The sequence below is a fragment of the Mesorhizobium sp. M0590 genome, from assembly GCF_040320905.1.
Taxonomy (GTDB): Bacteria; Pseudomonadota; Alphaproteobacteria; order Rhizobiales; family Rhizobiaceae; genus Mesorhizobium.
The window spans coordinates 178,545-189,612 of sequence record NZ_JAMYQN010000014.1; the positions used below are offsets into that span (position 1 = coordinate 178,545).

Annotated in this window: 8 protein-coding genes; all 8 read left to right on the forward strand. The window is 64.2% G+C overall.

Translation table 11 applies throughout. The annotated features are described in order from the left end of the window. Positions 1–17 precede the first annotated feature (17 nt). The 8 genes from NKI52_RS22805 to NKI52_RS22840 all read left to right on the forward strand — a co-directional run bounded on the left by NKI52_RS22805 (position 18) and on the right by NKI52_RS22840 (position 10,662). Entirely contained in the window at positions 18–1,562 is a 1,545-nt protein-coding gene (locus NKI52_RS22805; protein ID WP_352699730.1) for a glucosamine inositolphosphorylceramide transferase family protein, read from the forward strand. Between the two features lie 563 nt (positions 1,563–2,125). After that, positions 2,126–3,382: an NAD(P)-binding domain-containing protein gene (locus NKI52_RS22810; RefSeq protein WP_352699732.1), complete on the forward strand. Its 1,257-nt coding sequence runs from the start codon at positions 2,126–2,128 to the stop codon at positions 3,380–3,382. After that, the gene (locus NKI52_RS22815) at positions 3,379–4,185 is read left to right on the forward strand and encodes a glycosyltransferase family 2 protein (RefSeq protein ID WP_352699734.1); all 807 of its coding nucleotides are present in this window, start codon (positions 3,379–3,381) and stop codon (positions 4,183–4,185) included. The genes NKI52_RS22810 and NKI52_RS22815 overlap by 4 nt, the downstream gene beginning before the upstream one ends. Further along, on the forward strand, positions 4,185–5,330 hold the full coding sequence (locus NKI52_RS22820; protein WP_352699736.1) for a glycosyltransferase family 4 protein: 1,146 nt from the start codon (positions 4,185–4,187) through the stop codon (positions 5,328–5,330). Before NKI52_RS22815 ends, NKI52_RS22820 begins: the two co-directional genes overlap by 1 nt. A 5-nt stretch (positions 5,331–5,335) precedes the next feature. Beyond that, entirely contained in the window at positions 5,336–7,300 is a 1,965-nt protein-coding gene (locus NKI52_RS22825; protein WP_352699738.1) for a putative glycosyltransferase family protein, read from the forward strand. A gap of 100 nt (positions 7,301–7,400) precedes the next feature. Then, positions 7,401–8,045 (forward strand): hypothetical protein, encoded by a 645-nt coding sequence (locus NKI52_RS22830; RefSeq protein WP_352699740.1) that lies wholly within the window; start codon positions 7,401–7,403, stop codon positions 8,043–8,045. A gap of 14 nt (positions 8,046–8,059) precedes the next feature. Continuing rightward, positions 8,060–9,337: a glycosyltransferase family 4 protein gene (locus NKI52_RS22835; RefSeq protein ID WP_352699742.1), complete on the forward strand. Its 1,278-nt coding sequence runs from the start codon at positions 8,060–8,062 to the stop codon at positions 9,335–9,337. Next, positions 9,328–10,662, forward strand: coding sequence for a lipopolysaccharide biosynthesis protein (locus NKI52_RS22840; protein ID WP_352699744.1), 1,335 nt, complete (start codon positions 9,328–9,330; stop codon positions 10,660–10,662). Before NKI52_RS22835 ends, NKI52_RS22840 begins: the two co-directional genes overlap by 10 nt. Positions 10,663–11,068 lie beyond the last annotated feature (406 nt).

Below are 11,068 nucleotides of genomic sequence, written 5' to 3' on the forward strand. Positions count from 1 at the left end.
CAACAATGCGCATTTGCTTGAGTCTCGATCCGTCGCGGCCGCTGCGTTGGCATCTGTGGCTGGCAGAGGCGCTTGCTGAAGTGCCTGGCAACGACGTCTCCTGCGCTTTCGCGGCCGGCTGCCGCCCGCTGCCGTTGATCTTCCGTCTGCTGCTCGAACTCGAAAGACTAGTCTATGGCTTAGGTGTCAACGGCGCCACCGATCCCGTCGAGGCGGCGCTGCGGTCCCTGCCGCCGCCTCCGGCCGACCACGTGGACGTGGTGATTGATTTGAGCGGAGAGGAGCCCCTCCTGTCGGGACGGCGCGTGCTGACGCCGCTCTTCAACGGCGTACCCAGCGAGATCGGAGTCATGGCGGCCTTGGCGAATGATCAGGACCTTCTCGTCGACCTGCACGACACGGCGCGCCCGTCGCGGCCGTGGATGGCGCGTCCGGCCAGTGTAGACCGTGAAGTGTTCGCAGCGAGCCTCGATAGCGTCCTCTCCTGCACTGTGGCGCTGATCCTAAAAGCCTTGCGCGAGGAAACCGGTTCAGCTGCGTCCGATGTCCCCGGCCCACGCACGGCCGTGCCTTCGCTCGGCGCGCTTTCGGCCCTTGCAAGAGCGACACACACAGTGACATCGAAGGCAATCAGGTTCTTGGACATCCTGGCAAGAGGCGGCAGGATGTGGGGGATTGGCTGGCGCTTCGACGAATCGGCGAGCCTGCTCGACAAAGGCGACGCAGCATTCCGGGTGCTTACCGGGGAGACCGACAGCTACCTTGCCGATCCGTTCCCCTTCCGGCACCAGGGGCAGGATTTCATATTTGTCGAAAAGCACCTCCACTCGAAGAACCGGGGATGCATTGCAGTCGTGGCAGCGGACCGGAACGGGACCGTCGGCGCACCCCAGATCGTCTTGGAGGAACCGCATCACCTCTCATACCCGTTCGTGTTCGAGCAGGACGGGCAGATCTGGATGATCCCCGAATCGGGGGCGGCCAGGAATGTCAGCCTCTACAGGGCAGTGGAATTCCCTTACCGGTGGACGCGGGAGGCCTGCCTCATCGAGGGGATCGAGGGCTACGATACCACGCCTCTGCGCCATGAAGGCGGCTTCTGGTTTTTCGTCAGCCCAAGGCTGTGGAGGTCCACGTCCTGGGATGTCCTCAGCCTCTACCGTGCCGAGAGCCTGACCGGGTCCTGGACGCCCCATGCCGCAAACCCCGTCCTGCTCGATGCCACGCTCAGCCGCCCCGCAGGCGCCGTCATCCGACACGGCGGACGCATGCTACGCCCGGTCCAAGATTGCGCGCGCGGCTATGGCGGCGCGGTGACGTTCTGCCGGATCGATGCGCTCGGCGAGTCGGAATTTGCCCAGACCCCGGTCGGTCGCATTCGGTCCGGAGCGTTCGGGTGCCACACCTACAACCGGCGGTCCGGCCTGGAGGTGATCGACTTGTTCGGTCATCTCGGGGGTCTGCGAGAGATCACGACCTCGTATCGGTTGCTTGTATCCGATGCGCCGGTCTCGGGACCGCACGGGCAGCACCTCTCCTGGCCGGTCTCGCGTCCGGTTTAGCTACCCATAGCCAGCTGGTCCAGCGAAAGGTACCCCCTGCGAAGGGCCGGGCGACCTCGACCCTTCTCGGGCACAGAAAAAGTAGGATCTCGGAAGACGGCCGAGTGAAGGAGCGAACCCACCTGCACGTCGCAGCTTCTGGCCAGTGGCAATGTCGGCGTTGCGTTGGGACGTTCATCGGCCCGGCCGATCTTCGCTGCCTTCTGCACCCCTTACTCGCTAGAAATTGTCGCTTGTGAGCTAATGCCGGCCGCGGGTCGATGAATGTCCTCGCTGGCGTTGAAGGTGGCCCCAGAGGTCCAAACGGGTTTGGCAACGCTGCCAACACAGCTGCTGAAGGTGATCGGTGCCGCTGCCGTACTGTTCTCGCTGGTGCTACGGGCTGGAAATAACCTGAAGGGATACCCCCAAAGAGCTAATCATCTATTGTCTTTACCTAACCATCTATCGTGCTTCCATTTCAGAACTGTATCAGTAATGCTCAAGTAACTAGAGCTGAAGAGGCCGTCTAGGTCCCAATATTATTTCATATAATATTGGTTTCATTTCCGGGGAGTCTGCACATGGCTGGATCAAACACATCCGTGGATGTGGCGGTCATTGGAGCTGGCCCCTACGGCCTGTCGCTGGCCGCGCATTTACGCGCGCGAGATGTCGAGCACCGGATTTTCGGGGAGCTCATGGGGTCATGGAAGCACAACATGCCCCCTGGTATGCTGCTCAAGTCCTATCCCTGGGCGTCGAGCCTGTCGGATCCGCGGTCTGAATTCGCACTGAAGGCGTTCTGCGCCGAACGCGCCCTGACCTATCATGACGAGCTGCTTCCGCTCTCGCTCAGCCGGTTTATCGAGTACGGCGAAGCCTTTCAGAGGCGTTGCGTTCCCATAGTTGAACGCAAGACCTTGATGGCGCTGGAACCCAGCGCTGGCTGCTTTCACGCCACTTTCGATGACGGCGAGATAGTCCATGCGCGCCGCGTGGTAGTGGCGGTCGGCCTTCATCCGTTCAAACGCCTGCCGCACCAGGCCGTGCATCTGCCCGCCGATCTATGCTCGCACAGTGGTGAGTACGGCTCTCTGCAGCCGCTGGACGGCAAGGAAATCATCGTGGTCGGATCCGGATCATCGGCGTCCGATCTGGCGGCGCTGCTCTACGAACGCGGGGTCTCGGTTTCGCTCGTTGTGCGCCGACCGCAGCTGGATTTTGCCGGCTACCCTCGCCCCCGAGCCCTGTTCGAGCGCATTACCGCCCCGATGAACGGCATCGGCCATGGCTGGACCTTGGCGACCTGCGCCAAATATCCGCAATTGATCCGACTTCTGTCGAAGGATTTGCGAGTCCGGCTTGCTAACATCAGGGCGCTGGGGCCCCTTGGCGGCGCTTTCATGAAAGACCGGGTTATCGGGAAAGTGCCGGTGTGGCTCGGTCGTACCCTTCAGAGCGTCGAGACAAGCGACGGCAAGGTGCTACTCGATGTGATGGACGCCAGTGGCGCGCGGCGTTCTATGCGGGCCGATCACGTCATCTTCGCGACCGGGTACAAGATCGATGTTGGGCGGTTAGGCTTCCTGGGCCCAACGCTGTTGCGCCAGATCCGCTTGGTTGAGGGCGCGCCGCAGCTATCGGCCCATTACGAGACCTCGGTGCCTGGCCTGCATTTCATCGGTCCCGCTGCCGCGAACAGCTTCGGCCCGGTGTGTCGATTCGTATACGGGACCCATCACCCGGCGCATCATCTCGCCCGACACCTAGTGGCAGTTCTTGCGCGCTTCCAGCCCGCCTCCTGGGTTCCATCGTACGACCTCAAAGCGCTGTCATGAACGCCCGTCTCGCCAGCATTCTCGCCCCTGTCGGTGCCGTATCGCCGCCTGACCCGATTGATTTCGCGCTGCGCCGCTCGCTGACTCTGCCCCGGGTCAGCTTCGTCGTCCCGACGCTCAATGAAGCCGAGAACCTCCCTTGGCTTCTGCCGCGCATCCCCAACTGGGCGCATGAGGTCATTATCGTGGATGGTCGCTCGACCGACGACACGGTCGCGGTCGCGCGCCGCCTGCGCGAGGATGTGAAGATTGTCATGGAGCCCCGGCGGGGCAAGGGTGCTGCACTGCAAGCGGGATTCCTGGCCGCCACAGGCGAAATCATCGTCATGCTGGACGCCGACGGCTCCATGGTGCCGGAGGAGGCGATCGTCTTTGTCAGTGCGCTGATGGCCGGCGCGGATCTCGTCAAGGGTTCACGTTTTATCCAGGGCGCCGGCACCGACGACATGTCGCTGTTCCGAATGTTCGGCAATAAGGGGCTGACCCTGTTCGTGCGGCTGCTCTATGGCGGTTGGTTCTCCGATCTATGCTACGGATACATAGCCTTCTGGACCAAGCACGTCGCCACGCTGGACTGTGATTGCGATGGGTTCGAGATCGAGACCCTCATCAACGTGCGGGCCTTGAAGAACCACCTCAATATCGTCGAGGTGGCGAGTTTCGAGGCTTCGCGCATCAGCGGTGTGAGCCATCTGCGCGCCATGCCGGACGGCTGGCGCGTCCTGAAAACCATCCTGCGCGAGAGGGTGCACCAACAGCGCAGGCGGAGCGCGACAGCCTGTGTTGTCGGTGGACAGACCTGATGCGAATTCTGATGGTTGCCGCTCGCTGCTATCCCTTCATGGGCGGCATCGAAACTCACATCCAGGAGGTCGGTACTCGCTTGGCGGCGCGCGGCCACGCGGTCGACGTGCTCACCACCGATCCCACGGGGGAGTTGCCGGTCGAGGAGGAGGTGAGCGGCATGCGGGTGCAGCGCGTGCCGGCCTGGCCGAGGAAGCTGGACCTCTATGTCGCGCCCGGCATCTATAGCGCGATCCGGCGCGGGGCTTGGGATCTGATCCATTTCCAAGGTTACAGTACCTTTGTGGTGCCGATAGGGCTGCTCGCAGCCGTCCGCGAGAACTTGCCGTTCATCCTGACCTTCCATAGCGGCGGGCATTCCTCCCGGCTGCGCAACGCCGTGCGCGGCACGCAGCACGCGCTGCTTCGGCCGCTGGTGGCGCGGGCCGCGCGGCTGGTTGGCGTCTCCGAATTCGAGGCCAACTTCTTCAGCGCCAGGATGCGCGTGCCGCGGGAGCGGTTTGTCGTCATCCCGAACGGCGCCGCAATGCCCGCTGCGAGCCCCAGCGTTAAGGTCGATCCGCACCTGATCGTCTCGGGCGGCAGGCTGGAGCGCTACAAGGGCCATCACCGGGCGATTGCGGCCTTGCCCGAACTGATCCGCCGGGTGCCAGACGCGCGACTGCACGTCGTCGGAACAGGCCCGTATGAGGGAGAATTGAGGCGCCTCGTAGCGACACTCGGCCTCGAGAGGCGGGTCACTATCGCGAGCATCCCCGGATCCGAGCGGCAGAACATGGCTGACCTCCTGGCGAGCGCCGCGCTGTTCGTGCTGTTCAGCGACTACGAAGCCCATCCGGTCGCCGTGATGGAAGCGCTGTCGCTGTGCCGTCCGGTCCTTGTCAGCGACACGTCCGGGCTGCGGGAGTTGGCCGCCAAGGGCCTGTGCCGAGCTGTCCCGCCCAACGCCGGTCCGAAAGAACTGGCCGCCGCCATGGCCGAGGAGCTGGGGGCCCCTCGGGAGGTCCCGGATTTGGCGCTACCGGACTGGGATGCCTGCGCTCAAGCGCTGAGCGATCTTTATTGTGAGGTCCTGAACAGCCGATCCATGGTCCGATTGCCCCCCGGCGGCCTGATGTCGTGGCCACCTGCGACGGAGGCATGAGCCTAATGATACCAGCTCATTTCACTGCAGCAACCAGGATCAACCCGCTCCAGGCCGGAATCCAACTTGTCTCGCTGGTTATCGGCCCGGACCTTCGCGGTGGCAGCGCCGATGCCCCGCCGCGACCGGCGAACTCCGGATGGATTGCGGTTCTGTGCCTGACGGTCGCTACCGCTCTGCTCCTGGTCGTGGCCGGGCACGGGGCCGGGCGCCGGGGCGATACGGTAGCGCCGCTATTGTTCTGGTCTGGTATCGTTTTGCTTGTCGTGCCGACCAGCCTTCGCATCGCGTGGCCGATGGTCGCCCGGGGTGAGCGCCTCTTCCTCCTGTTCCTGCTTGCCGAGGCCATGTTCTATTACAAGGTCGTCTATTCCCCGACGAGCTTCATCCATCACGACGAGTTCTTGCACTGGGTCGCGGCCGACGATCTCTTGACGGCCCGCCGGCTATTTCTGTCCAGCCCGCTTCTGCCGGTCGGGCGAGCGTATCCCGCCCTGGAAATCCTGACGACGGCGATCGTCAATCTGACGGGATTGCCATTGTTTGTGGCGGCGACCCTATTGTTGGCCGTCCTCAGGGGCACGTTCATCGGTGCCCTGTTTCTGTTCTTCGAAAGCATCACCGGATCGCCGCGCATCTCGGCCATCGCCTGTCTGACCTATATGGGCTGTTCAACCTTCGTCCAGTTCGAGTCGATGTTCTCCTACGAGAGCCTCGGCATCGTGCTGTGCGTACTGATCTTCGCGGTCGAAGCAGCGTCCAAGGACTTTGTCGGGCGACCGAGGCTGAAGGCGCTCGGGTTGATTGCCTTGCTGTTGGCGAGCCTCGCGGTCACGCACCACCTCTCGGCCGCCTTCACCGCCATCTACTTCGTTGCGCTGGCGGCCCTCGAGGCTTGGCGCCGGCACGGCCCCTTGCGGATTGGGGCCAGGACCGCCGTGGGCGTCACGGCGCTCCTGGCCCTAGCTCTGCCGCTCCTTTGGATACAGGCCCGTGGCAACCCTCTCACAAGCTATCTCGCCCCGGTGGCCGAAACCGGCTTCAAGACATTGCTCGGAAAGATTCTGGGCGCGCCCATTCCAGGGTCGGAGCACCCCGGAGCGCCTACCCAGCCCCTTGGCATGCGGCTGACCACCCTATTCGCGATCCTGCTGTTGGCACTCGGGCTGGCGACGGGTTTCTTTCGGTCGCTGGCCATGGCAGCGCCGCGCGATGCGCAAGCGGGCTGGCGTCCGATCCAGGACATTCTCAACCGGCGCTGGCGCGACAGCCGCATCGTGCTCCTTACCTTGCTGGCCTTCGCGTTCCCGGTCTCGGTGGCCTTCCGGCTGACCGTCGCTTGGGAAATCGGAAACCGCATGGGAACGTTCGTGTTCCTCGCCGTCGGGCTGGTCGTGGCGGTGAGCATCGTCCACTTCTGGCAGGGCCACGCACCACGCGGGTGGCGGTGTATCGCACCGGTCCTTGCCCTGGCGGTCATCGTGCTCGGCGGGGTCACGGCCGCGTCGCTCGCACCGATACGTGGACCCTACAGGGTGGCGGCCGACCCGCAATCCGTCGAGACCATGGCGATCGAAACGGCACGCTGGACCAGGGAATGGCTCGGTGCCGGCAATCGCTTCACCGCCGACCGCACCAATCAAATGCTGCTCGCGGGCTACGGGCGCCAGGACGTCAGGGTCAAGATCGTCGGAGGCGTGTTTTCCGCGCGCGTGTTCGAGGACGAAAAATTGGGGCCTGACGAATTTTGGGCCCTGGTGAGAAGCGACGTTGATTTCCTGCTGGTGGACCTGCGCCTGTCCACGGCCCCCCCAATGCTCGGCTTCTACTTCGAGCCCTGGGAAGCGCGGGGAAGGCCGCTGTCCCCGGCGGCGCTACTCAAGTTCAACGACATCGGTGGCGTCACCCGCATTTATGACAACGGCTGGATCATCATCTACGACGTGAGGGGATTGCATGGGAATTCCTAGCAAGCGGGATCTTCTGGCCGCCTGCCTGTGGGCGGGAGTTACCGTTGCCGCCGTTGCGCTCAGCGACGACATGCTCCTTCGCGCCATCCTGGGAGTGCCCATGGTGCTCCTCGTCTCGGGCCACACGGTGCTGCGAGCCATTGGCATAAGAACCACCTGCGTGTCGGAACACCTCGCCTACGCGATCGGAGCAAGCCTTGCCGCCGGTATCGCCGGGGGCTTTGCGCTGAACGCCGCAGGCTTCCTGACGCCGCTCGGCTGGGCGGTCTGGTTCTGGGCCGTCACGGCCGGCGCGGCGCTGGTGGCCGCCGGCCGCCGCGACGCGCCCGATCTGCCAAGCTGGCCGTCTCCGGCGCGGGTCCGGCTCTGGCAGGGAGCTGTGATCGCGCTGGCGGCGCTGGTGGCGACCGGAGCTTATGCGCTGGCCGTCCGCGACGAAGCGACCTACCGGGAATTCAAGTACACCGAGCTCTGGATGGTGCCACCGGCCAGCGGTGACCCGGGCCGTCTTACCGTCGGCGTCCGCAGCGCCGAGACCCAGACGCTGCGATTCGACCTGGAAATCACTCTCGACGGACGGCTGTTCGCCGTCTTCCGCTCGCTCACCATCGCGCCGGGCGACACCTGGACGCGCGAGTTCCCGGTGTCCGTCCTGGCCACCCCGCAGAAAGCCGAGGCCCGGCTCTATCGGCCGGAAGATAATCGACTCTATCGCAGCGTTTCGACGCTGGTGCCACGCATCTGAGACGAGGCTCGACCATGCGCATCCTGCTGCTGTCGCAATTCTATCCTCCAGTGATCGGGGGAGAGGAGCGGCACGTCCGCAATCTCGGCGCAGCGCTGGCGCAGCGCGGCCATCGTGTGAGCGTCGGTACCTTGATGCATCCTGGATCGCCCGACACCGAACTGGACGGCGCGGTCCGGGTGCATCGCCTGCGCGGCGCGCTCCAGCGCTTGTCAGGCCTCCACACCGATTCCGAGCGCCGCCACGCGCCGCCTTTCCCGGATCCCGAACTGGTGTTGGCCCTCAAACGGCTGGTCGCAAAGGAGAGGCCGGACATCGTCCACGCCCATAACTGGATTTACGCCTCCTTCCTGCCACTCAAAGCTCTCGGTGGCGCCCGCCTCGTGGTTACACTCCACGACTACGGCCTTATCTGCGCCAAGAAGAACTTCATGCACCTGGGTACCCATCTCTGCAGTGGCCCGGCATTGGCGAAGTGCCTGCCCTGCGCCGCCGGACATTACGGCGCGGTGAAGGCAACCGCGACCACGTTTGGCAACTGGGCGTCGACCTTCGCCGCCCGGCGGATGGTGGACCGCTTCATCGCGGTCAGCCGCGCAGTGGCGCGTCATAGCGGACTCTCGCGAGGAGGCGCTCCCTACGAGGTCATCCCCAATTTCGTGCCTGACGATGTCGGGGTGCTTGGCCCAGAAGATCCCTGCCTGCGCGAGTTGCCCGGCGACGGATTCATCCTGTTTGTCGGCGACATGATGCGCCTGAAGGGTATCGACGTTCTCCTGAAGGCCTATGCTGGTCTGGAGCGGGCGCCTCCGCTGGTCCTGATCGGGCGCAGGGTCGCCGATACGCCAACCGAGTTTCCGCCGAACGTCCGGGTTTTCAGCACATGGCCGCATTCCGCCATCATGCATGCATGGCGCCGCTCGCTGTTCGGCGTGCTGCCATCGGTCGGGCCGGAAGCCTGCGCGACCGTCATCATGGAAGCGATGGCGTCCGGCAAGACCGTCGTCGCAACCGACGTCGGCGGCATGCCGGATCTCGTCGATCACGGCGAAACCGGGCTTCTCGTGCCGCCGGGTGATGCCCCAGCCTTGGCCGATGCGATGCAAACGCTTCTGGAAGACCGCGCTTGGCTGGCCAGACTGGAGGCGACAAGCCTCGCCCGGGTGGGGCGCCTCAAGGCCGGAGCGGTCGTGACCCGGATCGAGCAGGTCTACCGGGATGTCCTGCGCCCGGCCGCCAAGGGAGCCGCGGTGCCGGCGCACCAGGGTTCGGGAGGGCCATCATGCGGGTAGACCTCGCCCGGACCGCCATCATGCGCGTGCGCCGAGTGCTTCAGAAGAGCGCCACGCTCATCACAAATTCCGGCGCTCTGGCGATCGGCACGATAGCAACGGCCGGTCTTGGATTTGTCTATTGGTGGCTCGCCGCCCGGACATTTCCGCCGGAGGTGATCGGCAACGCCGCCGCCCTCCTGTCCGTGATGGGCCTCATCGGTCTCTTAGGCGAGGCCGGGCTCGGGACCTTGCTGATCGGCGAAATCGTCCGGCATCCGGGCAAGGAGCGCGGTCTAGTGGCGGCAGCAGTGTCCGTCGGGGTGATGCTGACGGTCGGCCTGGGCCTGTTGTTTATCTTCGGGGGGGCTAACCTCGTGAGCTCGTCCGGGCCGATCGATGGTTGGTTCGAGGGCCTTGCGTTCGTCCTCGGCTGCGGCCTGACCAGTCTCAGCGTGCTGGGCGATCAGGCGTTCGTCGGTGCCCTGCTTAGCAGCGGCAGGATGATCCGGCAGGTGCTGTTCTCGACATTCAAGCTGATGCTGATCGCCGCCGCCGCGGCCGTCGGCTACGCCTCCACTGGCGCGATTCTTCTGACATGGGTGGCCGCGATCCTGGCGTCCTGGATCGGCGTCGATCTCTTGACCCGCGGCCGTGCGCGTCGCCTCGTTGGCGTCCCCGATTTCCAGCTGCTGCACAAGCACCGACGCAGGGCGTTCGGTCACTACGCGCAGGATGTTGCCTCGCAGGCCCCGACCTTCATCATGCCGTACCTTGTGCTGGTTCTCTTGTCACCGACCACCAATGCCGCCTTCATGGCGTTGTGGATGCTGGTCTCCATTGCCTCGTTGATTCCCGCTGCCGGGGCCACCGTCCTGTTCCCCGTGGTCAGAGCAAGCTCGGAACAATCCGGGCACGACTTCCTTTTGTCTCTAACGGCGTCACTGCTCTTCTCGCTGGTTTGTGCCGTCTTCATCTTCGCCTATTCACAGCAGATCCTTGCGATCTTCAATCCGGCCTATCCGGAGATCGCCGGTTCGAGCCTGCGCTTTCTCGGATTTAGCCTGGTGGGATCAACGCTCAAATTCCATGCCAGCACGCTGGCGCGGCTGCGCGACAGGATGCTCAAGGCATCTCCCTGGTTCGCGCTTGGCGGATTGCTGGAGCTTGGCTGCGCGGTCGCAGGGGCGAAGCTTGGTGGGCTTGAGGGCTTGGTCCTGGGCTGGACGCTCGCCGTCAGCATCGAGGGTGCGTGTGTCGGCCTCGTTTGGACCATCGCGACGAAATCGGGTTCTCGCGCCGGCCCTTTCCACAAAGGCGGGGGCCCGTCGCCGCTCCAAATTTGAGGAGATCCCGCTCGTCGCGCAAGGTTGTCGACTGCAGGAAGACGCGTGCCGATACTGGCCAAATCGTCCTAATCTAATCTGTTGCGATCCGCGTGTTCATCCCCGTTTCCATCACGACAGCATGGGAAATCGTCGTTGCCTTCGTTGCGCGCATCACCTTGTTGCTACGAACTGCAACACAAACGCGCCGCCTTCGAGGCGAGCCGGACCGAAATCACAGTTGGCGCTGGATCGTCGAGGGGCCGTTTGGCTGGCTCAACCGTGCCAGAATCCAACTGACAAACCGGTCCCGTGGTCCCACGCATGGGGTCCACTTCAGCCCTAGTGGATGGAATCTAACGCTTGGTGCCCGCGTTTGACGGCGGCAATGATCTTGTCGGGGTCGGCGATCCAAGAGAAGGGTTTG

What these genes read in the sequence shown, in the direction of transcription:
- NKI52_RS22835 (WP_352699742.1), top strand. Translation starts at nt 8,060, where the DNA reads ATGCGCATCCTGCTGCTGTCGCAATTCTATCCTCCAGTGATCGGGGGA.
- NKI52_RS22825 (WP_352699738.1), top strand. Translation starts at nt 5,336, where the DNA reads ATGATACCAGCTCATTTCACTGCAGCAACCAGGATCAACCCGCTCCAG.
- NKI52_RS22820 (WP_352699736.1), top strand. Translation starts at nt 4,185, where the DNA reads ATGCGAATTCTGATGGTTGCCGCTCGCTGCTATCCCTTCATGGGCGGC.
- NKI52_RS22810 (WP_352699732.1), top strand. Translation starts at nt 2,126, where the DNA reads ATGGCTGGATCAAACACATCCGTGGATGTGGCGGTCATTGGAGCTGGC.
- NKI52_RS22815 (WP_352699734.1), top strand. Translation starts at nt 3,379, where the DNA reads ATGAACGCCCGTCTCGCCAGCATTCTCGCCCCTGTCGGTGCCGTATCG.
- NKI52_RS22830 (WP_352699740.1), top strand. Translation starts at nt 7,401, where the DNA reads ATGGTGCTCCTCGTCTCGGGCCACACGGTGCTGCGAGCCATTGGCATA.
- NKI52_RS22840 (WP_352699744.1), top strand. Translation starts at nt 9,328, where the DNA reads ATGCGGGTAGACCTCGCCCGGACCGCCATCATGCGCGTGCGCCGAGTG.